Here is a 22017-nt window from a genome sequence, read left to right on the forward strand (position 1 = left end):
TACCAGAATGACAATGCACGCAAGTGACCGTTGAGAACAGACCAAAGTGGCTGGCTCTGTCTTCAATCGGCGCTATGCTCGGGCGCGACAACAATGAGGGAGGATGCCGATGCCGAGGACGATGAAGGGCCCTGGACTGTTCCTGGCGCAGTTCGCGGGCGATGCAGCGCCGTTCAATTCGCTTGCATCGATCACAAAATGGGCGGCCGGCCTCGGCTATAAGGGCGTGCAGATCCCGACCTGGGACGCGCGCTTGTTCGACCTCCAGAAGGCTGCGTCTTCCAAGGCCTATTGCGACGAGGTGAAGGGCATCTGTGTCGACGCCGGCGTTGAGATCACCGAACTATCGACGCATCTGCAGGGGCAATTGGTGGCGGTGCATCCGGCCTATGACGCGCAGTTCGACGGCTTTGCGCCGGCTTCGGTGCACAACAACCCCAAAGCGCGGCAACAATGGGCGGTCGAACAGATGCAGTTCGGGGCCAAGGCGTCGCGCAATCTCGGGCTCGACGTCTCGGTGAGCTTCAGCGGCGCGCTGGCTTTCCCCTACCTCTATCCCTGGCCACAGCGGCCGGCCGGATTGATCGAAGAGGCGTTCGCAGAACTAGGCAAGCGCTGGAAGCCGATCCTCGATGTCTATGAGGACAATGGCGTCGACGTCGGCTACGAAATCCATCCCGGCGAGGATGTGTTCGACGGGGCGACGTTCGAGATGTTCCTCGACGCGGTCGGCGGCCACAAGCGCTGCAACATCAATTACGATCCGTCGCACTTCCTGTTGCAGCAGCTCGATTATCTCGAATTCATCGACATCTACCACGAGCGCATCAAGGCCTTCCACGTCAAGGACGCCGAGTTCAACCCGACCGGGCGGCAAGGCGTCTATTCCGGCTACCAGAGCTGGACGAACCGCGCCGGCCGCTTCCGCTCGCTCGGCGACGGACAAGTGGATTTCGGCGGCATTTTCTCCAAGCTGACGCAGTACAACTATGATTCCTGGGCGGTGCTGGAGTGGGAGTGCTGCCTGAAGCATCCGGAGGACGGCGCGGCCGAAGGCGCGCCCTTCATCCAGCACCACATCATCCGGGTGACGGAGAAGGCGTTCGACGATTTCGCCGGCGGTGCCACGGATAAGAAGGTGCTGCGCGCCATGATGGGAATCTAGCGCGGGTTTTCCCTCTCCCTCGAGGGAGGGGTATCTCAGACACGAGGGAGACGACATGGTCGGTGCATCGAAGTCGGAAACGGGAGGCGGCCCGATCCGCTATGGCATGGTCGGTGGCGGGCAAGGCGCTTTCATCGGCGCGGTGCACCGGATCGCGGCGCGCATGGACAATGAGTTCGTGCTGGTCGCCGGCGCGCTGTCGTCCGATCCGGCGCGCGCCAAGGCCTCTGCCGCCGAGCTCGGGCTCGACCCTTCGCGCAGCTACGCGTCCTATGCCGAGATGGCCAAGGCCGAGGCAAAGCGCCCGGATGGCATCGAGGCGGTGGCCATCGTCACTCCGAACAATGTGCATGTGCCGGCGGCCAGGGCGTTTCTTGAAGCCGGCATCCATGTCATCTGCGACAAGCCGCTGGCGACGACGCTGGCCGAGGCAAAGAAGCTCGCGGCGATCGTCGAGAAGACCGGCAAGGTGTTCGTGCTGACCCACAATTACACCGCCTATCCGATGATCCGCCAAGCGCGCGAGATGGTGGCCAAGGGCGTGCTCGGCGACATCCGCATCGTGCAGTCGGAATATCCGCAGGACTGGCTGACGGAGGACCTTGCCGCCACCGGTCAAAAACAGGCGGCGTGGCGTTCCGACCCCAAGCAGGCCGGCGCCGGCGGCGCGCTCGGCGACATCGGCACGCATGCCTACAATCTTGCGCGCTTTGTCTCCGGGCTGGAACTCGACACTCTGTCGGCCGATCTCGACGCCTTCGTACCGGGACGGCAGCTCGACGACAATGTCAACGTGATGCTGCGCTTCAAGCCGGTCGGCAAGACGCATGCGGCAAAAGGCATGATCTGGGCAAGCCAGGTGGCGCCCGGCCATGAGAACGGGCTGAAGCTGCGCATCTATGGCTCGAAGGGGGGGCTGGAATGGGTGCAGGCCGACCCGAACCATCTCTGGTATACGCCGTTCGGCCAGCCCAAGCAGCTGATCACCCGCAACGGCGCCGGCGCGCTGCCGGTGGCGGGCCGTGTCAGCCGCGTTCCCTCCGGTCATCCCGAAGGCTATCTCGAAGGCTTCGCCAACATCTACCAGGAGGCCGCACGCGCCATCCGCGCCGCGCGGCGCAAGGGCGGCAAACCTGCCAAGGACGTCGTGTTCCCGACCATTCAGGACGGCGTGGAGGGCATGGCCTTCATCGAGGCCTGCGTGAAATCGTCGAAGAAGAATGGAGCGTGGACGAAACTTTAAATTGACCTCGCGGGGGATCATTTTGGGGAGGGGCGTCGATGAAAATCGGCATGTGCATGTTCTTGTGGACGACGGCCGTATCGAAGAAGCACGAGCCATTGCTTCGCGACATCAAGGCCACCGGCTTCGACGGCGTCGAGATACCGATCTTTGCCGGTATGCCGGACGACTACAGAAAACTCGGCGAGCTGCTCGATCGCATAGGGCTTGAACGGACCGCCGTTTCAGCGATGGGCGATCCGGCGATGAACCTGATCTCGGCCGATGCGGCAACGCGCAAGGCCGGTGTCGACTACATGAAATGGGCGATCGATTGCGCAGATGCCCTCGGCGCCAGAACGCTAAGCGGCCCCTTGCATTCGACGCTCGGCGCCTTTTCCGGGTCCGGCCCGACCGCGGCCGAGAAGAAACGCTCCGTCACCTCGCAGCGCGCCATCGGCGATCATGCAGGCAAGAGGAACGTCACCATCGGGCTCGAGGCGCTCAACCGCTTCGAATGCTATCTCCTCAACACGATGGCCGACCTGTCGGAGCATATCGATGCCATCGACCGGCCGCACATCAAGGCGATGTACGACACCTTCCACGCCAATATCGAGGAGGCAGACCCGATCGGCGCCTATACGAAGCATCGCAGGAATGTCGTGCATATCCATATATCGGAGAACGATCGCGGCGTGCCGGGGCGCGGCAACATCCCCTGGAAGGAAACATTCTCGGCCATCCGCAAGAGCGGCTACGACGACTGGCTGACGATCGAGGCGTTTGGACGTTCGCTGAAGGATCTCGCGGCGGCGACCAAGGTGTGGCGCGATTTTTCCGAGAGCCCGGAAGCGGTTTATCGGGATGGATATAAGCATATCAAGAACGGGTGGAAGAAGGCCGCCTAGGTGCCTTGGTCGGGCGATAGTGACGCGAACAAGACCTGCGTCGGCGACCTTTGGCGGATAGAAAGAAGCCTCGGCCTAGGGCGACAGGCGTCAGCCAGGACGGCCTGGCGCCATTCCTCTCCCCCGTCGATCGGGGGAGAGGTGGCGGGCGGCGCGGGCCGGGGGGGCGGGGGAGAGGTGAGCGCAGCTCGACGGAGTGGGGGTCGATCCTTGGCGCGGCACTATACGATGCCCGTGCTTATGCGTCACAAGGTTAGCCCTGCTCGGCCTGCAACCTGTTGTAGTCGTGAATCGTCCGGCTCAGCCTGCGGCGCAGGAAATTGGAAATGTTGTCGAAGATGAAGACCACGACCAGCGTCAGCAGCACCATGTAGAAGACGTTGGCCCAGTTCGAATTGGTGCGCATCGCTTCCCACAGTTTCAGACCGATGCCGCCGGCGCCGACGGCGCCGATAATGGTTGCGCCCCTGGTGTTGGATTCCCACTGATAGAGCGTCTGGCTGATGAACACCGGCACCACTTCCGGCAGTACGCCGTAGCGCTGCACCAGAAGACGGTTGGCGCCTGTCGACACAACACCTTCGCGCGGCTTGTCATCGATGTTCTCCAGCGCCTCGGAATAGGTTTTGCCGAGCGTGCCGATCTCGGTGAAGAAGATCGCGGCGCTGCCGGCCAGCGGACCCGGTCCGAAGGCGCGCGTGAAGAACAGTGCCCAGATCAGCATATCGATGGAGCGCATGAAGTCGAAGAAGCGCTTGAGCAGCTGGTTTACCAGCCGGTTGGGGGTGATGTTGCGGGCGGCGAAGAAGGCGAGCGGGAAGGCGACGATGCCGCCGAGCGCGGTGCCGAGAAAGGCCATGACGATGGTCTGCAACAGCTTTGTCCAGACATCGCCATGCTGCCACTGCGCATTGTTCCAGATGTTGTTGCCGGCGAGCGCCAGATTGGAGGTGCCCGCTTTCAGCTCGGGGCCCGACGTGATCAGTGACACCACCTCGCCGGCGGATTTTCCGAAGAAGGGCGAGCGTGTGTCGAAGACGAAGTTCGCCCAGCCGAGAAAGCGCTTGCGGATCCTGACGCGATCGGGGGCGACGCGGACCTCGCCGGCGAAGCCCATGTCGGCGACGACCTCATCCTCATGCACGGTGACCCAGTCGGGAACAGGTCCCGAGACCAGCGGCTTGCCGCTGTCCAGCGCCACCGCCACGCTCGTCCCAGCGGCGACGATCGTTGCTCGTGCCTTGTCGAAGGTGACCGACTTCGCCGTGCCGTCGATCAGGACCGTCACCGAACCGTCGGCGTTGGTCTTGACCCAATCCGGGTGGGGATTGGGGCCGAGTACAGAAAAGCGGGGGTATTTGGCCGTTATCTGCGGCTCGTCGAGGCGGAAGATCGGCTGCACGTCGTAACTGATCCACTGGGTCAGGAACAGCGGCAGCCGCTCCCAATGCGATTCCCGCAGCACTTGCGGCAGATTGAAGAACCACAGCGCGTAGAGCAGGTAGAGCAAGATGCCGCCAAGCAGCAGCAGCGGCCCGAAACGCTTGTGGAACGGCCGGCGGAACACTTGCGGGAAGCGTTCCTCGATCGACTGGATTTCGGCGGCGGTCATGATCAGGCGCTCATCACAAAGGCCTGTTCGCCGACCAGCTTGCGGCGCAGCCAGGCGGAGAACTGGTCGACGATGAAGATGGTCGTGAACAGGAGCAGCACCAAGGCTATCGTCTTGGCGCCGAAGCCGCGCGAGATCGACAGCTTCAGCTCCTCGCCGATGCCGCCGCCGCCGACCGCGCCCATGATGGTGGAGATGCGCACGTTGATCTCGATCCTGAGCAGCGTATAGGACATGAAATTGGGCAGCACCCGCGGCAGGCCGGCAAAGCGTACCCGTTCGAACCAGTTGGCGCCGACGGCCCGCAGGCCTTCCTCGGCGCGCATGTCGATGTTCTCGTTGATCTCATAGAACAGCTTGCCCAACGCGCCGATCGAATGCAGACCGATGGCGATGATGGCGGCGATCGGACCTATCGAGACGATGGCCGCGAACAGGCCGGCGATGACGATCTCGGGAAAAGCCCGCAGCAGTTCCATGAAGCGCTTGACGACAAGCCGCAGCAGCGGATGCGGCGTCAGGTTGCGCGCCGCGATGAAGGAGAACGGCACGGCGAAGACGAAACCAATTGATGTCGAGACCAGCGCCACGTTAAGCGTGGTCAGCATCAGCTCGAAATATTCGGGGATGTAGAAGCCGCCCCAGACATAGGCGCGGCCGAGGGGAAAGTTGAATTCCTGCGTGCCGGTGTCATGCGGGGAGGCGATGTCGAACAGCGCCCGCCAGACATCGTTCCAGTCCTTGGGAACGAGCCAGCTCAGGAAATCCAGTATGTGCGGAAGCCGGTCGAAGAAGTGTCCGGCATTGGCATCGTCGGCGAACCACATGGTGCCGCCGAGTGCGACCAACAGCAGGCCGACGCCGATGGCGGTGTAGAGCCGGCGCAAGGAGGTCTGGCGACGCCAGGCGTCGGCCATCTGGTGCGTGGCGCCGGAAGGAGCTGTCAGGGAAAAGGTCATGGTCGGAGATGCAAGAAGGGCGGCGTTTTCTCGACGCCGCCCTTCCTGACTTCTGCCTTTAGCCGCCGATGGCTGCCTTACGGGCTTCGACGATGACGTTATAGAAATCCGCCTTCACCGGAACGTAGCCGGTAAAATCACCGCCTTCGACGCCTTCGAAGCAAGCCTTGTCCTTCTTGGGCAGGTCGGTGAAGAAGGCCGCCAGCTTGGCCGTCATCTCGTCGCCGAGCGCCGTGCGCACGACCAGCGGACCGTTCGGGATCAGGCCCGAGCGCCAGACCTCGACGAAGTCGTTGGGGTCGACGGCGCCCTTGGCGACTTCCTTGTGGAAGGTGCCGGAGGTGTAGCCGTCCTTGAAGTCGCCGATGCCGGAGGAATCGTCCACCGCCACGTCGACCTTGCCGTCACGCACGGCGAGCACATTGTTCTCATGGCCGCCATTGAACTGGGTCGAGGCGAAGAAGGTCTCGTTCGACGCGCCCGTGTCCTTCGGAATCTGCGTCAGCGGGATCAGGTAGCCGGAGGTCGAATCCGGATCGGCGTAACCGAGCTTCTTGCCCTTGGCCGACTTGATGTCGGTGATGCCGGAGGACTTCAGCGCCAGGCCGATCGAATAGTAGCCGGTCGCGCCGTCGGTCTGCTGGGTTGTGAGGATCGGGGTTACCGCCTTGGGATCCTTGAGGACGACGCTGGCATAGCCGGAAGCGCCGAGTTCGGCAAAGTCGAGCGTGCCGCCGAGCAGGCCCTGGATGACGCCGTCATAGTCGGCGGCCGGGAACAGCGAGACCTTCTCGAAGCCGAATTCAGCCTTCAGGTGATCGGCCAGGCACTGGTAGTTGCGCAGCCGGTCGGTTTCGTTCTCGCCGCCGAGGATGCCGACGCGGAATTCCTTCATATCGGCGGCATGCGCCGCGCCGGTGGCCATTGCAAGCACCGAAACGGCGCTGAAAACCATTTTCCTGAACATCTGATTTCTCTCCTGTAGGTTCCGGCCCCGCGCCGGCGGCGTTGGTGATTTTGACGGGTGCCCTGACGCGGGCTGGCGATCCAGGTCGCTCTCAGTAACCCGGGAATGCGGGTTCGAGCGGTCCGGCGGATGCGGCGATCTTTTGCTTGAAGGCAACGCTGGTCGAGGTGATGGCCTCGGATATCTCGCCGCCATTGCTGTCGGCGCCATAGACGAGACGGACGGCCTCGCGGTTAAGCTCCTCCGGCGGCCCGTCGAACACGACCTTGCCCGCGGCCATGCCGATGATGCGGTTGCAATAGGTGCGGGCGGTGTCCAGCGTGTGCAGGTTGGTGACCACGGTGATGCCCTCGCGCAAATTGATGTCCTGCAGCGAATCCATCACCACCTTGGCATTGAGCGGGTCGAGCGAAGCGATCGGCTCGTCGGCCAGGATCACTCGGGGCTGCTGCATCATGGCGCGGGCAATGGCGACACGCTGCTGCTGGCCGCCCGACAAGGTGCCTGCGGGCTGCAGCGCGGTACGGGCGATATCGAGCCGCTCGAGGGCGGCGACCGCCTGCGCACACTCGGTCCGCGAGAACATGCCGAAAAGGTTCGACAGGGTCGGACGATGGTTCAGCCGGCCGAGCAGCACATTGGTCAGCACGTCGAGGCGCGGCACAAGGTTGAATTGCTGGAAGATCATGGCGCAGTCGCGCTGCCAGCGCCTGAGCGGCGAACCGCGCAATTGCGAGACCTCGGCTCCGTCGAAGAAAATCGATCCATGGCTGGGATCGATGAGGCGGTTGATCATACGCAGAAGCGTCGACTTGCCGGCGCCGGAACGGCCGATAACGCCGACCATCTGACCCTGCGGGATCGAGATGCTGACATCGTTAACGGCGGTGTTCTTGCCAAATCGTCGGGTGACGCCGCGGATTTCGAGCGTGGCTGACATGGTGCGTTCCCGTCCAGTCGCGGTTGAAGGTCCTGTTGACCCTCGCTAGCGCAGCGCCATGAACCTGCGGTGTCGGATTGATGTCAGTTTTGTTACCACCCACAGCCGTGTCGTGCGCGATCAGGCCAGGACCAATCAGTTCCTCGAAGTGCTTCCATGTCCCTGAAGCTGCGGAAGGCAGGCGGCTCGAGAAGACAGCCCCCTGCCCGAACTCTATGTAAGGAATGCGAATAGTGAGCAGCCCTATTCCATTCACCACCGTCATCCACCGTATTTTTCCAGGAAAGCTTCGGCCTCGAGCTGACGGAAATCGTCGAGTGCGGCGCGCAGCCTCGCATGGTCCCAATCCCACCAGGCAAGCGCCTGGTAGCGCTCGGCGGTGCGGCGGTCGAAGCGCTCGCGGATCGGCTTTGCCGGCACGCCGGCGACGATGGTGTAGGGAGCGACATCCTTCGATACCACCGCTCCGGCGCCGACCGCGGCACCGTCGCCAATGGTGATGCCGGGCAGGACCGTCGAGCCGTGGCCGAGCCAAGTGTCGTGACCGATGAAAATACGCCTGGCGCGGCGCTCAGCGAAGAAGTCGCTCTCGTGTTCGGCATCGTCCCAATAGTCCGATGCGCGGTAGGTGAAATGGTGCAGCGTCGGTCGCCAGGTCGGGTGGTTGGTGGCGTTGATGCGCACGCTTGCCGCGATGTTGGAGAATTTGCCGATCGTCGCACACCAGACGGCGCAGTCCTGCATCATGTAGGAATAGTCGCCGAGTTCGCTTTCCGAAACCCGACAGCGGTCGGCGATTTCGGTCCAGCGGCCGAGCGTCGAATTCTCCACGTCCGCCGTCGGGTGGACCAGCGGCGTCTCCGACAATTTCCTGCTCATGCGGCGAGCTTTCCCGGGGCGAAGGCGGTGACGTCGATGATGCGGTCGGCCACCGACGCGCGCACATCATGGTCGTGGAAGATGCCGAGCAGGGCGACGCCTGCCGCCTTCTTGGCGGCGATGAGTTCGATCACCACATCGCGGTTCCTTGCGTCGAGCGAAGCGGTCGGCTCGTCGAGCAGCAGGATCGGGTGCCCGGTGATGAAGCCACGCGCGATGTTGACGCGCTGCTGCTCGCCGCCGGAGAAGGTCGCCGGCGGCAATGCCCAGAGTTTTTCCGGCAGGTTAAGCTGCGCCAGCAGGGCGCGCGCCTTGCTTCTTGCTGCTTCGCGATCCTCACCGCGCTCTACGAGCGGCTCAGCGACGACGTCGAGCGCCGATACGCGGGGCACGGTGCGCAGGAACTGGCTGACATAGCCGATGGTCTGGCGGCGCACGGCAAGCACGGTGCGCGGGCTGGCGCTGGCAAGGTCGATCAGCCCGTCTTCGTGCGTGACGATGATCTGGCCTTCGTCGACGGCGTAATTGCCGTAGAGCATCTTCAGGATCGAGCTCTTGCCGGCCCCGGACGGGCCGCCGAGCACGGTGCATTCACCGGCGCGGATCGAGAAGGAGACACCGGCGACGACAGGCAGTTTGATGCCGTCGCGCAGATGCATGGTGAAGCTCTTGGCGACGTCGGAAACAACGAGAGGCGTCGGCATCAGAAGGTACTCCAATCGTTATTCGTTTGCGGGCAGGACAGAGGGGGGTGACTTGGCGCCATCGTCAAACCTGCAGAATCGAGGAAACAAGCAATTGCGTGTACGGCGCGCGCGGGTCATCGAGCACGCGGTCGGTGAGGCCGCTTTCGACAACGCGCCCGTCCTTCATCACCATCATGCGCTGTGACAAAAGCCGGGCCACCGCGAGGTCATGGGTGACGACGATGGCGGCGAGGCCGAGATCGGTGACGAGGCCGCGCAAGAGATCGAGCAGGCGCGCCTGCACCGAGACGTCGAGGCCGCCTGTCGGTTCATCCATGAACACCAGCCGCGGGCCGGTGACGAGGTTGCGGGCAATCTGCAGGCGCTGGCGCATGCCGCCGGAAAAGGCGCGCGGGTCGTCGTCGATGCGGTCTTCCTCGATCTCGACGCGCGACAGCCAGTCGACGGCGGTGGCGCGGATCTTGCCGTAGTGGCGGTCGCCCACCGCCATCAGCCGCTCGCCGACATTGGCACCGGCCGACACCGTCATGCGCAGGCCGTCGGCCGGATTCTGGTGGACAAAGCCCCAGTCGGTGCGCATCAGGAAGCGGCGCTCGGCCTCGCTCATGCGGTAGAGTTCGCGGAACTGGCCGTCGCGCATGCGGTAGCTGGCGGTGCCGGATGAGGGCAACAGTCGTGTCGACAGGCAGTTGAGCAAAGTCGTCTTGCCGGAGCCGGATTCGCCCACGACAGCCAGGACTTCGCCCGGCCACAGATCGAAGGTGACGTTGTCGCAGCCGACGCGCGAGCCGTAGAATTTGGAGAGCGCCGAAACGCGCAGCAAGGGTTCTTCGGTCATTGTATCTCCTTACCCTCCCCCTTGTGGGGAGGGTCGGCGCGCAGCGCCGGGGTGGGGGCTGCCGATGGGTCGCTACCCCCACCTTCGGCGCGACCTCCCCACAAGGGGGAGGTAGGGGCGCTGCGCCGCTTCTCGCAGTGGTCGGTGTCGGAGCAGACGAACATGTGGCCGCCGTGGTCGTCGAGGATGACCTCGTCGAGATAAACGTTCTCGGCGCCGCACAACGCGCAGGGCTGGTCGAAGGTCTGCACCTCGAACGGATGATCCTCGAAGTCGAGGCTGACCACATCAGTAAAGGGCGGCAGCGCGTAGATGCGCTTCTCGCGGCCGGCGCCGAACAGCTGCAAAGCCGGCGAGCGGTGCATCTTGGGATTGTCGAATTTCGGCGTCGGAGACGGGTCCATCACATAGCGGCCCTCGACCTTCACCGGATAGGCATAGGTGGTGGCGATGCGGCCGTGCTTGGCGATGTCCTCATAGAGCTTCACATGCATGAGGCCGTATTCCTCCAGCGCATGCATTTTGCGCGTTTCGGTCTCGCGTGGCTCGAGAAAGCGCAGGGGCTCGGGGATCGGTACCTGGTAGACCAGCACCTGGCCTGCGGCGAGTGGATATTCGGGAATGCGGTGGCGGGTCTGGATGATGCTGGCGCTGGCGGTATCGGTCGTAACCGCCACATTGGCGACCTTCTTGAAAAAGGCGCGGATCGAGACCGCATTGGTGGTGTCGTCGGCGCCCTGGTCGATGACCTTCAGCACATCGTCGGGGCCGATGATCGAAGCGGTAACCTGGACGCCGCCGGTGCCCCAGCCATAGGGCATCGGCATTTCGCGCGAGGCGAACGGCACCTGATAGCCGGGAATGGCGATGCCCTTGAGGATCGCGCGGCGGATCATCCGCTTGGTCTGTTCGTCGAGATAAGCGAAGTTGTAGCTGGCGATGTCAATCGGTTGCGCGCTCATTCCGCGGCCTCTTTCTTCTCTTCAATCTTGCCGGGATTTTCGCGGGCGTCGTACTCGGCGCGCATGCGGCGCACGAGGTCGAGTTCGGCCTGGAAGTCGACATAATGCGGCAGCTTCAGATGTTCGACGAAGCCGGTCGCCTGGACGTTGTCGGAGTGCGAGATGACGAATTCCTCGTCCTGGGCGGCGGCGACAATGTCCTCGCCGAGTTCGCTTGCACGAAGAGCGCGGTCGCAGAGTGCCATGGCCATCGCCTTGCGCTCGCTCTGGCCGAAGACCAGCCCGTAGCCGCGTGTGAATTGCGGTGGCGCCTTGGCCGAGCCCTTGAACTGATTGACCATCTGGCATTCGGTAACGCGCGCGGTACCGAGCGGCACCGCGAAAGGCAGTTCGGGCACGTCGAGCTCCAGCTCGACCTCGCCGATGCGGATCTCGCCGACGAAGGGATGGTTGCGGGCATAGCCGCGCTGCGTGGAATAGCCGAGCGCCAGCAGGAAGCCCTCGTCGCCGCGCGAGAGCGCCTGCAGGCGGATGTCGCGAGCCATCGGGAACTCCAGCGGCTCGCGGGTGATGTCGCCGGGGACATGGTCCTGCGGCATGTCTCCGTCCGGCTCGATCAGCCCATCGCGAGCGAGGATCGCCGAGACGCGCGGCATTGCCTGCGCTTCCGTCTCGCGCCGCAAGGGCGCGGCGACATCGGCGCCGGCGGCAAGCTCGGGATCGAGCAGCCGGTGCGTGTAGTCGAAGGTGGGCCCAAGCAACTGGCCGCCGGGCAGGTCCTTGTAGGTCGCCGAAACGCGGCGTTCGACCAGCATGGTGGCGGTGTCGATGGCATTTGTATAGCCAAAGCGCGGCAGCGTGGTGCGGTAGGCCCGCACCAGGAAGATCGCCTCGATCATGTCGCCGCGCGCCTGCACGATAGCGAGTGCGGCGAGTTCGCGATCGTAAAGCGAGCCTTCGCTCATCACCCGGTCGACGCCGAGCGCCAGCTGTTCGACGATCTGGTCGAGGCGCAGTGCCGGTACCGAGCGGTCACCGCGCCGACGGTCGGCGAGCAGGCTGTGGGCGTTGGCGATCGCGGCTTCGCCGCCTTTTACCGCAACATACATCGCTAGGCCTCCGTAGTCTTGATGCGTGTCGTACGCGGCAGGCAGGCGAGGCTGTCATGTGCCGCCAGGATGATGTCGACGCCGCGCGGAAAGCGGTTGATGTTCTGCTTCCACTGCTCGATGAAATGACGCGGCATGCGGGCCGGCGCGATCGTCGCCGTCTTCTCGATGCCAGGACCTTCGAGCAGCAGCGGCGTGCCTGACGTGAGATCGCCGACCTGCAGGATCAATGTGGTCGAGCGGTCGGGATAGTCCTGCGTGCCTTGCGAGAAACCGTCGAGCGCCATCATCTCGGCCGGCGAGGCCACAAAGGCGAAATGCGCGTCGGCCGGGGTGTTGGCCAGCGGCGCACCGCTGTGAAAGCCGAGCCAGGACATGACCGCTGCCGAGGCATGCAGGGCCGGGTCGAGCCAGAGCGGCGTGTCATTGTCGCACAATGCCAGCGCAACCGCGCCCGATGTCGCCGAAAGCGGCGCCGGCGGGCGGGCCAGGGCCGGCAAGGGTTGCACGCTGCCCGGCCGCGCCATTGCGTCCATGACGGCGCGAAACACCGTCTGGGCGTTGAACACCGGATCGGCGAACCCGCCCTCGATCGATTGCGCTGCGATATCCATCAATCTTCTCCGCGAACCATGGTGAAGAAATCCACCTTCGTTGCCGCCGTTTCGGCGCGGCGCCTTTCTCGTGCCGTGGTCAAGGCAGCCCGCAGCGGCGCGAGAAGGCCCGTTTCGACCGCCTCTCGGTGGGCGGGGTCCTGCCACAGCGCGTCGGCGATGGCCGCCAGCTTCGCCTTCTGCTTGTCGCGGCCGAGCGCATAGCAATGGCCGACCTGTCCGGACGGCAGGCGCACTGTGGCGCGGGTCACGGTGGCCTCGCCGACATTGAACGGCGCGCCGCCGCCGCCGATGCGGCCGCGCATGGTGACCAGGCCGGTCTCGGGACCGCGCAGCAGTTCGGCCTCGGCAGGCAGGCCGGATTCGTTCCAGAGGCGAACGATGTCGTCGCCGCTGGACTGCGCCAGGGTTGCCATGGCCGCCTTGCGTTCGGCCTGGTCGCGCGCTTCCTGTCCTCGCATGAGCAACATCCTTGCTTCTAATTTATCTATTGATATAGACAACCATACGAATTATACCCATTACCTAACGCGAGTCCATGACGGGTGCGTGACAGGGGCCGGCCAGGGGCGAAACCGTGAACGGAAAACACGTGGCTGACGGTATCGAGCGGCGCAGCGGCGTCTCGTTGTGGCGCCAGATCGCCGACCGAATCCTGCAATCGATCGCTGCCGGCGATTTTGCCGAGAATGCCGCGCTGCCGCCGGAGGTGGCGCTGGCCGAGCGCTATGGCGTCAACCGTCACACGGTGCGCAGCGCCATCGCGGCGCTCGTGCAAGACGGGGTACTGCGGGCCGAGCAGGGGCGCGGCACTTTCGTGCTGTCGCGCAAGCGGCTGTCCTATCCGATCGGCGCGCGCACGCGATTTTCAACCGGCTTGCAGGGCCAGGCGTCGGAGCGGCATATCGTGCTGCTGGCCTCATCGGTCGAGCCCGCCAGCCGGCGCGTCGCCGAAGCCCTGGGCGTTGCCAGGGGATCGGATGTGATTCGCCTGGAGACGCGCGGCGAGGCCGATGGGAAGCCGGTGTCGCGCGCTTCCGGCTGGTTCGACGCCAGGCGCTTCGCCGGCATCGATGTGGCCATGGCCGAGACCGGGTCGATCACCGCATCGCTCAAGCGTTTCGGCATAGACGATTATCTCAGGCAATCGACGGTGCTGTCGGCGCGTCACGCCGATGCTTCCGACCTTGCCGACCTCGATCTGCAGCCGGGCGGCATCGTGCTGGTCACGGTGGCCGTCAACATGACGCCGGACGGCCGGCCGATCCAATTCGCCGAGGCGCGCTTCCCGGCGGAGCGGGTGGAGCTGAAACTGTCGGCGCTGTAGGCGTGTCGGCCTAACGCTGGAATCAGACCAGCCCGGTCGCGCGCACTTGTCAGCGGCTTGGCGTTTGGGGGTCGACCTGCGCGGGGGTGTGGTCAATTCGGGCCGGGTTCACGGCCTGCCATGTTATGCCCCTACCTCGATCACGGCCTTGATCAGCCCGGATTTCTCATGCGCCCAGCGGGCGAGGTCACGTGGCGTGTCGGCAAGCGTGGTGCGGTGGGTGACGAGCTTGGCCAGCGGCACCGCGCCATCGCGGATCGAAGCGGCGACGTGGTCAAAGTCGGCCCTCAAGGCATTGCGGCTGCCGACAAGCGTCATCTCGCGCTTGTGGAACTCGGGGTCGGAAAAGGCGATGTCGTCCTTCACGACGCTGACCAGCACCAATGTCCCGCCATGCGCGACATGAGCGAAGGCCGACTGCACCGAGGGGGTGTTCCCGGTGGCGTCGAAGACCACGTCGAAGCCTTCGCCTGATGTCGCTTCGCTGACCAGATCGGATGCCGCGCCGCGCGACCCGTCGAGGGTCTTGAAGCCGAGTTCATTGGCGGCGAAGCGGAGCCTTTCGCTGCTCATGTCGAGCAGCGTCACGTCGAGCCCGGCGATGCGGGCGAAGATGGCGGTGCCGAGCCCGATCGGTCCGGCGCCGATGACGAGCGTCCGTGCGCCGGGATCGGCACGCGAGCGCCGCACCGCATGGGCGCCGATGGCCAGGAATTCGACGGCCGCGGCATCGGCCAACGACAGGCCGTTGGCTGGATAGAGGTTTTGTTCCGGGATAAGGATCTGTTCGCACATGGCGCCGTCGCGATGCACGCCGAGCACTTCGATCCGGACACAGCAATTGGGTTTACCGTGCCGGCAGGCGATGCATTTGCCGCACGCCAGATAGGGATTGATGATGACCGGCTCGCCCGTGGCAAGACCAACGCCTTCGCCCGCCTCGACGATGGTCCCCGACACTTCATGGCCCATGATGCGGGGGTAGGCGAGGAAGGGATGCTTGCCCTCGAAGATGTGGTAGTCGGTGCCGCAGATGCCGACATGGCTGACCGCCACCAGCGCCCAGCCGGGAGGCGGCGAGCCAGCCGCGGGACGGTCTTCCACGACAAGGTCGCCGGGCGAACGGCAGACAACGGCTTTCATGCTTCAATCCAGTCGGTTCATGGAATCGCCGGCCGATTTTTCGACCCGGCCGGCGATCGATTTTACTTGCCACCTCGGCGGCGCAGGCCGTCGAAGTAGACGATGACGATGATCAACATGCCGGTGATGACGCGCTGCCAGAACGTGTTGACGTTGAGCAGGTTGGCGCCGTTGTTGATGGTGGAGAGGATGAACGAGCCGATCAGCGGCCCGTGCACCGAACCGATGGCGCCGAACAGCGACGTGCCGCCGATCACCGACGAGGCGATGGCTTGCAGCTCGTAGGTGTCGCCCTGCGTCGGATTGCCGATGCCGATGCGGGACGCGAGCAGCACGCCGACGAAGGCCGCGCACAGGCCGGACAGCACATAGGCCATGTAGATCGTGCGCGGCACGTTGACGCCGGAGAGGCGCGCGGCTTCCGCGTTCGAGCCGACGGAGAAGAGATAGCGTCCCCATCGCGTGTGGTGCAGGAAGACGTAGGAGGGCAGCGCAACCACGATCACCATCCAGAACAGATAGGGGATCCCCAGCAGCGAGCCGCGCGAAAACGCCTGGAACGCGTCGCTGTTGATCGATATCGAATTGCCATTGGTCATCAGGAGACCGATGCCGCGCAGCGAGGTCATGGTCGCCAGCGTGATGATGAAGGGCGGCAGGCCCATCCTGACGATGCCGAAACCGTGGAACAGGCCGATGGCGACCCCCACCAGCAGCGTCGCCAGAACCGCGATCCAGACCGGCCAGCCGGCATTGATCAGCAGTGCGACGATGACGGTGGCGAAGCCGACGATGGCGCCGACGGAAAGGTCGATGCCGCCGGTGATGATGACGAAGGTCTGGCCGACGGCCAGGATGGCGATCAGAGAACCCTGGCGCAGCAGGTTGGTGATATTGAGCGCCGAAGCGAAGGACGGCGTGGCGACCGCCAGGATGACCCACATCAGAAGCAGCAGGCCAAGCAGCGTCAGCCCGAACAGGGCATTGTAGTTGCGCTTCGGCTTTTCGGCAGGGATCGCCTCGGTGCTCATGTCTGTCCTCCCGTCTTTTCTTGTTTCTCGGCCAGGGCCTGGCTCAGAATGTCCTCGTGATCGGCGGTGCGGAAACCATGCGTGGCCACCAGCTTGCCGCGCCTGAACACATGCAGCGTGTCAGCCAGTCCGTAGACCTCAGGCAGATAGGACGAGATCAGGATGATGCCCGCGCCCTTGGACAACAGCACACTGAACAGCCGGTAGATCTCGGCCTTGGTGCCTACATCGACGCCGACCGTCGGCTCGTCGAAGATGAACAGTTTGGCGCCGTGCGCCAGCCACTTGCCGATGACGATCTTCTGCTGGTTGCCGCCCGACAGGCTGGAGGCCAGCGCGCCGCGCGTCGGCGTCTTGATCCTGAGGTCGGCGATCTGCCGGTCCGCCTCGGCCTTCTCCTGCGCAGACGAGATCAGCAGATTTTTCGATATGCGCTTGTAGATCGGCAGGTTGAGATTCAATGCAACCGGCAGGTTGAGGCACAGGCCCTGGTCGCGGCGGCTTTCCGGTGCCAGCGCCATGCCGAGCTTGATGGCGTCGTGCTCGGAGTTGACCTGCACCTCCTTGCCTTCCCACAACACCTGGCCGGCCGATTTGCGGTGGCGGCCGTAGAGGGTGGTGACGAATTCGCTGCGGCCGGCTCCGATCAGGCCGTAGAGCCCGACGATCTCGCCCGCGCGCACCGACAGAGAGACATTCTCGAAACCCTTGCCGGACAGGTTCCGCGCCTCGGCGATGACGGCGCCCGGCGTGAAATGCTCCTTGTGATAGATCTGCTCGATCGAGCGGTTGATCATCAGCTTGACCAGCTCCGGCTCATTGGTCTCGGCGATGTTGCGGGTGCCGACCAGCGTGCCGTCACGCAGCACCGAGACGCGGTCGGCGAGCTCGAACACCTCCTCCATGCGATGGCTGATGTAGATGATGGTGACGCCTTCACCCTTCAGGCGGCGGATCAGCGTGAACAGCTGGTCGGCCTCTTTGCGGGTGAGGTAGGCGGTCGGCTCGTCGAAAATCAGGAATTTGGTGCCGCGCACGGTGGCTCGGGCGGCGGCGATCAGCTGCTGCTGGCCGATGGTGAGATCGCCGAGCACGACATGCGCCGGCAGGTCGAAGCCGAGACCGTCGATGATCTTCTGCGCTTCCCTGACCATGGCTCGTTGCTGGAGGATGCCGAAGCGCGAGTTCTCCTCGCCGAGGAACATGTTGGCGGCGACGGTCAGGTGGCGGCAGAGCACGACTTCCTGGTGCACGGCGTTGATGCCGAGCGCCATGGCTTCGTGCGGCGTCGCCAGGGCAGCCGGCTTGCCTTCCCACACAACCTCTCCGGAGGTGCGCGGGATGACGCCGGTCAGAAGTTTGATCAGGGTCGATTTGCCGGCACCGTTCTCGCCGACGATGGCGTGGATCTCTCCCGCCTTGAAGGCCAGGGTCACAGGCTTCAGCGCATGCGTGCCGGGATAGCGCTTTTCCAGACCCTGCAGCTCGAGGATCGTCCTGCCGGGCTCCAGCACGGGGGCCGGATGCAGTTCCTGCGCGGTCGACGTCATGGCAATCCTCCCTGTTGTTTCCGGGGCGCAGAGGCCCCGGAAACAGTTGCGCGTGCCGATGCTCAGTTGAGCTTCGGGTTGAGCAGCGCGTCGATCTTGGGATCCTTCATGTTGGCCTTGGTGACCAGGTTGGCGCCGGTGTCGACATTGGTCTCGACCTTTTCGCCCTTGGAGGCGGCAAGCGCGGTCTTGATGCCGTCATAGCCCATCCGGTAGGGATCCTGGACGACGAGGGCGGAAATGACGCCGTCGTTGAGGAACTTGATCAGCTTCTCGTCGCTGTCGAAGCCAACCAGCGCCAGCTTGCCGCCGAGGCTGTTTTCGGCGACAGCCTGCCCGACGCCCTGCGCCATGATCAGGTTGGAAGCGAAAATACCCTTGAGGTTCGGATTGGCGGTGATCAGGTCGGTGGCGATGTTGAGGCCGGTGGTGGCCTGGCCGTCGGCATATTTGTCGGCGACCAGCTTCAGGCCCGGATATTTCGCCTTGAGCTGTTCGATGAAGCCCTGCTTGCGTTGTTCGAGCGAGCCGGCGCCAGGCGTGTTGGTGATCAGGGCAACGTCGCCCTCGATCTTGCCGCCATTGGCTTCGCCGATGGCCGCTGCGAGCCCGTCAGCGGCGACGCGGCCGCCCTGGACGTTGTCAGTGGTCAGGAAGGAGGTGAAGGCCTTGGAGTCGGCGCCGGAATCGATGCCGATAACCTTGACCTTGGCTGCGGCTTCGTCGATCGGCTTGCCGAGCGCCTTGAACTCGGTCGGCGAGATGACGATCGCCGCCGGATTGCTGGCGACGGCGTTTTCGAGGATCGAGATCTGGCCGTTTACGTCGGTCTCTGCCTGGGCGCCGAGCTCCGGCACGTTGACGCCGAGATCCTTGCCGGCCTTGCGGGCCCCGGCCAAGACGATCTGCCAGTAGAAGGACGTGGTGTCCTTGACGATGATCGGAATGGTCACGTCCGCCGCCGAAACCGGCGCCGAGTGCATGACGCCGGCAAGCATCGACGCGGCCGCCAGCGCCATGACAGCGCGGCGATTGAGAATGCTGGTCACGAATTTCATGGAATTCCTCCCTAGGTCGCCCGGTGAACGATACGGAAGCTCGGTTCGGATAGGCGTAGCCAAACAGAACTTTATCAATAAAAAACAGTTGCAGTATTTTGATAGTGCATCGATCCGGTCGATGCAAGCGGTGTTTATGCCATCCTCGGGGCATGGCGGTCATGACAGCACTGGCGCCTTGCTCTCCCCACGCTGCCCGACGCTTCCGTTTCGTGTGACTAACGTATGGAATATTAATTCCATAAATTAGTCAATATAGAATGCCCGTTCCTTCTTCGGTTCGCGGGATCGTGAAGCCCCGCGATCGCACGCCTTCGCCCGGGCGGATCGGACACTTCATGCCAATTCCTGCACTACGGTGTAGGGGCGGTATCTGGCGTAGTCCGCCTGAGGCACGTCGACATCGAGCAGTTCGAGATTTCGGGTCAGGTTCGCCAGCTTGGCGGTGCCGGTCAGCACGGTGGCGACCGAGGATTCCTGGAGGGGGAACTGGAACGCGGCGGCGGCGAGCGGGTAACCACCTTCGGCGGCGATCCGCTCCATCGCGCCGACGCGGTCGAGCACGTCACCGCTGGCGGGCTTGTAGTCGAAATGGGCGCCCTGCACCGGTCCGGTCGCCAATATGCCTGAGTTGAACACACCGCCGATGACCAGCGAAGTCTGTCGGGCACGGCAGAGCGGCAAAAGTTCGGCTTCGGCGCTGCGATCGAGCAAGGAATAGCGGCTGGCGAGCAGGATACAATCGAGCGGCGCGCGACGCATCACGTCGAGACATATCCGGACTTCGTTGACGCCGAGCCCGTAGGCGGAAATGACGCCGGAGTTTTTCAGTTCTTCGAGCGCCTTGAGCCCACCGTCCATCAACTGGCGAAAGTGCATTTTGGTCTTCTCGACGCCATGCGTGTACACGCCGATGTCGTGCACAAACAGGATGTCTATCCTGTTTAGACCAAGCCGCGCATAGCTGAAGTCGACCGAGCGCATGATGCCGTCATAGGAATAGTCGTAGTCGAGCGCGAAGGGCAGCGGATCGACATAGGAGTGATCGGGAACCTGATCTTCCGGAACGGGCCGGAACAGGCGCCCGACCTTGGTCGACAGCACATAGGAATCGCGCGGCTTATAGCGCAGGAAGTCGCCGAAACGCCGCTCCGACAGGCCGAAACCATAGAAGGGCGCGGTGTCGAAATAGCGCAGGCCCGCCTCCCACGCGCCTTGCAACGTTTCCATCGCCGCCTCGCGCGAACAGGCGCGGTAGAGCCCGCCGATCGCGGCACCGCCAAAGCTTACTTCGGTGACCTCGAGCGCCGTCTGGCCGATGCGGCGTTTTTCCATGCACAACCTCCCCGTTGCCCGCCATTATCCGGCGCGGCAGATTCCAAGACCTCAAGCCGCAGCATTCCAGGAAAGTTCGCGGCCACTTTCCGGACTGCGCGACTTCAAAGAGTTAGAGCGTCGCGCCGAGATGCCAGGGCACGAACTCGTTGTCGCCGTAGCCGAAATCCTCGCTCTTGGTCTTGCGACCGGAGGCCGTCTCGACGATCAGTTCGAAGATCTCGCGGCCCATGCCGGCGATGGTCTTCTCGCCGGAGGCGATGACGCCGCAATTGACGTCCATGTCCTCTTCCATCTGATGATACATGGTCGAGTTGGTGGCGACCTTGATCGACGGCGTCGGCCGGCAGCCGAAGCAGGAGCCGCGGCCGGTGGTGAAGACGATGATGTTGGCGCCGCCCGCCACCTGGCCGGTGGCGGAAACCGGGTCATAGCCGGGCGTATCCATGAACACCAGCCCACTGCCGGTGACCTTTTCGGCATAGCCGAAGACGCCGTTGAGCGGCGTCTGGCCGCCCTTGGCTACCGCGCCCAGCGATTTCTCCAGGATGGTGGTGAGGCCGCCGCGCTTGTTGCCGGGCGAGGGGTTGTTGTCGATCGAGGCGCCGTGCTTGGCGACGTGGTCCTCCCACCACTTGACGTAGCCGTCGAGCTTCTTGGCGATCTCGGGCGTCGCGGCGCGATAGGCGAGCAGATGTTCGGCGCCGTAGATTTCCGTCGTCTCGGAGAGAATACCGATGCCGCCGACGCCGGCCAGGATGTCTACGGCAGCGCCCAGCGCCGGATTGGCTGTGATGCCTGACATGCCATCGGAGCCGCCGCATTGCAGGCCGACGACGATCTCGCTGACCGGGATGGGTTCGCGCGTGAGCTGGCCGACTTCCTCGGCGATCTCGGCCAGCACGCCCATCGCCTTTTCGACCGATTTGCGCGACCCGCCGGCATCCTGGATGTTGAAATGGCGTTTACCGGCGGCCGCACCCTTCTGGCCGTACAGCGTGAGCTGGTTGACCTCGCAGCCGAGCCCGACCATCAGCACACCGCCGAAATTGGGATGGCGGGCATAGCCGGCCAATGTGCGGTGCAGCACCATCATCCCGTCGCCGGTGGCGCTCATGCCGCAGCCCTGGCCGTGGACGATCGGGACGAAGCCGTCGATGCCGGGATATTTTGGCAGCAGCGTGCGGTTGGCTGCGTCGGCGATGGCGTGGCAGACGGTGGCCGAACAGTTGACGCTGGCGATGATGCCGATGAAGTTGCGCGTGCCGGCGCGGCCGTCGGCGCGGCGATAACCCATGAAGGTGCGGGCGCGGTCGGCCTCGGTCGCATGCTCGGCCTCGCTTGGCGGCACCACCGGCAGGCGGCCGGCCTCGAACACCAGATTGTGCGAATGGACATGCTCGCCGGGCGCGATGTCCTGCGTGGCGCGGCCGATCGCCTGGGCATATTTGACCACGGCGGACCCGGCGGGAATCGGCTTGATCGCCACCTTGTGGCCGGGCTCGATGACGGCGGCGGCAAGCGCGCCGCCGGGCAGCGCGGTGCCGGTCTCGATGCGGCCGTTGGCGACCGCGACATTGTCGGCTGGGGACAGAAGAATTGAGTTGGAGGCGTTCACGGGCGTTTCCTGGGGTGATCCTGGGAGGCGCGGATTGACACGCGCTTGTTAAGAGTTAATGTCTTTTATC

Annotated in this window: 21 protein-coding genes; 4 read left to right on the forward strand and 17 right to left on the reverse strand. The window is 64.1% G+C overall.

What is annotated here, in order from left to right; genetic code table 11:
- Positions 1-109 precede the first annotated feature (109 nt).
- The 3 genes from LB547_RS19330 to LB547_RS19340 are packed head-to-tail and all read left to right on the forward strand — an operon-like array spanning position 110 to position 3298.
- Complete coding sequence (locus LB547_RS19330; protein WP_140500378.1) at positions 110-1165, forward strand: sugar phosphate isomerase/epimerase family protein; 1056 nt, start codon at positions 110-112, stop codon at positions 1163-1165.
- A gap of 55 nt (positions 1166-1220) precedes the next feature.
- Entirely contained in the window at positions 1221-2408 is a 1188-nt protein-coding gene (locus tag LB547_RS19335; protein WP_140763281.1) for a Gfo/Idh/MocA family protein, read from the forward strand.
- 38 nt (positions 2409-2446) lie between these two features.
- Positions 2447-3298, forward strand: coding sequence for a sugar phosphate isomerase/epimerase family protein (locus LB547_RS19340; protein ID WP_140513798.1), 852 nt, complete (start codon positions 2447-2449; stop codon positions 3296-3298).
- Positions 3299-3551: 253 nt separating this feature from the next.
- Here the strand turns inward: LB547_RS19340 and phnE (LB547_RS19345) are convergent, their stop codons facing one another.
- The 11 genes from phnE (LB547_RS19345) to phnG form a co-directional block, all read right to left on the reverse strand.
- On the reverse strand, positions 3552-4910 hold the full coding sequence (gene phnE, locus LB547_RS19345; protein ID WP_140513797.1) for a phosphonate ABC transporter, permease protein PhnE: 1359 nt from the start codon (positions 4908-4910) through the stop codon (positions 3552-3554).
- A gap of 2 nt (positions 4911-4912) precedes the next feature.
- Positions 4913-5869: a phosphonate ABC transporter, permease protein PhnE gene (phnE, locus tag LB547_RS19350; RefSeq protein WP_140763279.1), complete on the reverse strand. Its 957-nt coding sequence runs from the start codon at positions 5867-5869 to the stop codon at positions 4913-4915.
- Between the two features lie 58 nt (positions 5870-5927).
- Positions 5928-6836 (reverse strand): phosphonate ABC transporter substrate-binding protein, encoded by a 909-nt coding sequence (gene phnD, locus LB547_RS19355; RefSeq protein WP_140500369.1) that lies wholly within the window; start codon positions 6834-6836, stop codon positions 5928-5930.
- Between the two features lie 91 nt (positions 6837-6927).
- Positions 6928-7776 (reverse strand): phosphonate ABC transporter ATP-binding protein, encoded by an 849-nt coding sequence (gene phnC, locus LB547_RS19360; protein WP_140500368.1) that lies wholly within the window; start codon positions 7774-7776, stop codon positions 6928-6930.
- Positions 7777-8037: 261 nt separating this feature from the next.
- Positions 8038-8655: a DapH/DapD/GlmU-related protein gene (locus tag LB547_RS19365; RefSeq protein ID WP_140763276.1), complete on the reverse strand. Its 618-nt coding sequence runs from the start codon at positions 8653-8655 to the stop codon at positions 8038-8040.
- A complete protein-coding gene (phnL, locus tag LB547_RS19370; RefSeq protein ID WP_140763273.1) occupies positions 8652-9359 on the reverse strand; it encodes a phosphonate C-P lyase system protein PhnL in 708 nt (235 codons plus the stop codon). The genes LB547_RS19365 and phnL overlap by 4 nt, the downstream gene beginning before the upstream one ends.
- A gap of 64 nt (positions 9360-9423) precedes the next feature.
- Entirely contained in the window at positions 9424-10200 is a 777-nt protein-coding gene (gene phnK, locus LB547_RS19375; RefSeq protein ID WP_140763270.1) for a phosphonate C-P lyase system protein PhnK, read from the reverse strand.
- On the reverse strand, positions 10197-11162 hold the full coding sequence (locus LB547_RS19380) for an alpha-D-ribose 1-methylphosphonate 5-phosphate C-P-lyase PhnJ (protein ID WP_224655823.1): 966 nt from the start codon (positions 11160-11162) through the stop codon (positions 10197-10199). The genes phnK and LB547_RS19380 overlap by 4 nt, the downstream gene beginning before the upstream one ends.
- Entirely contained in the window at positions 11159-12271 is a 1113-nt protein-coding gene (locus LB547_RS19385) for a carbon-phosphorus lyase complex subunit PhnI (RefSeq protein WP_140584116.1), read from the reverse strand. Before LB547_RS19385 ends, LB547_RS19380 begins: the two co-directional genes overlap by 4 nt.
- 2 nt (positions 12272-12273) lie before the next feature.
- On the reverse strand, positions 12274-12885 hold the full coding sequence (phnH, locus tag LB547_RS19390; protein ID WP_140500314.1) for a phosphonate C-P lyase system protein PhnH: 612 nt from the start codon (positions 12883-12885) through the stop codon (positions 12274-12276).
- The gene (gene phnG / locus LB547_RS19395; RefSeq protein WP_140500313.1) at positions 12885-13346 is read right to left on the reverse strand and encodes a phosphonate C-P lyase system protein PhnG; all 462 of its coding nucleotides are present in this window, start codon (positions 13344-13346) and stop codon (positions 12885-12887) included. Before phnG ends, phnH begins: the two co-directional genes overlap by 1 nt.
- A gap of 131 nt (positions 13347-13477) precedes the next feature.
- Here phnG and phnF point away from each other — a divergent pair, with 131 nt between their 5' ends.
- Entirely contained in the window at positions 13478-14212 is a 735-nt protein-coding gene (phnF, locus tag LB547_RS19400) for a phosphonate metabolism transcriptional regulator PhnF (RefSeq protein ID WP_404925421.1), read from the forward strand.
- 123 nt (positions 14213-14335) lie between these two features.
- Here the strand turns inward: phnF and LB547_RS19405 are convergent, their stop codons facing one another.
- From LB547_RS19405 to LB547_RS19430, 6 genes are all read right to left on the reverse strand, one after another.
- On the reverse strand, positions 14336-15355 hold the full coding sequence (locus tag LB547_RS19405) for a zinc-binding alcohol dehydrogenase family protein (protein ID WP_140763267.1): 1020 nt from the start codon (positions 15353-15355) through the stop codon (positions 14336-14338).
- Positions 15356-15417: 62 nt separating this feature from the next.
- Complete coding sequence (locus LB547_RS19410; protein WP_140500307.1) at positions 15418-16386, reverse strand: ABC transporter permease; 969 nt, start codon at positions 16384-16386, stop codon at positions 15418-15420.
- Positions 16383-17936, reverse strand: a complete 1554-nt coding sequence (locus LB547_RS19415) for a sugar ABC transporter ATP-binding protein (protein WP_140763264.1) — start codon at positions 17934-17936, stop codon at positions 16383-16385. The genes LB547_RS19410 and LB547_RS19415 overlap by 4 nt, the downstream gene beginning before the upstream one ends.
- Before the next feature lie 62 nt (positions 17937-17998).
- Positions 17999-18994 carry an ABC transporter substrate-binding protein gene (locus tag LB547_RS19420; protein ID WP_140513786.1) on the reverse strand — a complete coding sequence of 332 codons (996 nt, stop codon included), beginning with the start codon at positions 18992-18994 and terminating at the stop codon, positions 17999-18001.
- A 336-nt stretch (positions 18995-19330) separates the two neighbouring features.
- Complete coding sequence (locus tag LB547_RS19425) at positions 19331-20329, reverse strand: aldo/keto reductase (protein ID WP_140522562.1); 999 nt, start codon at positions 20327-20329, stop codon at positions 19331-19333.
- A gap of 112 nt (positions 20330-20441) precedes the next feature.
- Positions 20442-21947 carry a UxaA family hydrolase gene (locus LB547_RS19430; RefSeq protein WP_140763261.1) on the reverse strand — a complete coding sequence of 502 codons (1506 nt, stop codon included), beginning with the start codon at positions 21945-21947 and terminating at the stop codon, positions 20442-20444.
- Positions 21948-22017 lie beyond the last annotated feature (70 nt).

The organism is Mesorhizobium sp. B264B1B, assembly GCF_020165765.1.
Lineage (GTDB): Bacteria > Pseudomonadota > Alphaproteobacteria > Rhizobiales > Rhizobiaceae > Mesorhizobium.

Coding starts and splice junctions, on each gene's coding strand:
- LB547_RS19330 (WP_140500378.1), top strand. CDS start 110: ATGCCGAGGACGATGAAGGGCCCTGGACTGTTCCTGGCGCAGTTCGCG.
- LB547_RS19335 (WP_140763281.1), top strand. CDS start 1,221: ATGGTCGGTGCATCGAAGTCGGAAACGGGAGGCGGCCCGATCCGCTAT.
- LB547_RS19340 (WP_140513798.1), top strand. CDS start 2,447: ATGAAAATCGGCATGTGCATGTTCTTGTGGACGACGGCCGTATCGAAG.
- phnE (WP_140513797.1), bottom strand. CDS start 4,910: ATGACCGCCGCCGAAATCCAGTCGATCGAGGAACGCTTCCCGCAAGTG.
- phnE (WP_140763279.1), bottom strand. CDS start 5,869: ATGACCTTTTCCCTGACAGCTCCTTCCGGCGCCACGCACCAGATGGCC.
- phnD (WP_140500369.1), bottom strand. CDS start 6,836: ATGTTCAGGAAAATGGTTTTCAGCGCCGTTTCGGTGCTTGCAATGGCC.
- phnC (WP_140500368.1), bottom strand. CDS start 7,776: ATGTCAGCCACGCTCGAAATCCGCGGCGTCACCCGACGATTTGGCAAG.
- LB547_RS19365 (WP_140763276.1), bottom strand. CDS start 8,655: ATGAGCAGGAAATTGTCGGAGACGCCGCTGGTCCACCCGACGGCGGAC.
- phnL (WP_140763273.1), bottom strand. CDS start 9,359: ATGCCGACGCCTCTCGTTGTTTCCGACGTCGCCAAGAGCTTCACCATG.
- phnK (WP_140763270.1), bottom strand. CDS start 10,200: ATGACCGAAGAACCCTTGCTGCGCGTTTCGGCGCTCTCCAAATTCTAC.
- LB547_RS19380 (WP_224655823.1), bottom strand. CDS start 11,162: ATGAGCGCGCAACCGATTGACATCGCCAGCTACAACTTCGCTTATCTC.
- LB547_RS19385 (WP_140584116.1), bottom strand. CDS start 12,271: ATGTATGTTGCGGTAAAAGGCGGCGAAGCCGCGATCGCCAACGCCCAC.
- phnH (WP_140500314.1), bottom strand. CDS start 12,885: ATGGATATCGCAGCGCAATCGATCGAGGGCGGGTTCGCCGATCCGGTG.
- phnG (WP_140500313.1), bottom strand. CDS start 13,346: ATGCGAGGACAGGAAGCGCGCGACCAGGCCGAACGCAAGGCGGCCATG.
- LB547_RS19405 (WP_140763267.1), bottom strand. CDS start 15,355: ATGAAAGCCGTTGTCTGCCGTTCGCCCGGCGACCTTGTCGTGGAAGAC.
- LB547_RS19410 (WP_140500307.1), bottom strand. CDS start 16,386: ATGAGCACCGAGGCGATCCCTGCCGAAAAGCCGAAGCGCAACTACAAT.
- LB547_RS19415 (WP_140763264.1), bottom strand. CDS start 17,936: ATGACGTCGACCGCGCAGGAACTGCATCCGGCCCCCGTGCTGGAGCCC.
- LB547_RS19420 (WP_140513786.1), bottom strand. CDS start 18,994: ATGAAATTCGTGACCAGCATTCTCAATCGCCGCGCTGTCATGGCGCTG.
- LB547_RS19425 (WP_140522562.1), bottom strand. CDS start 20,329: ATGGAAAAACGCCGCATCGGCCAGACGGCGCTCGAGGTCACCGAAGTA.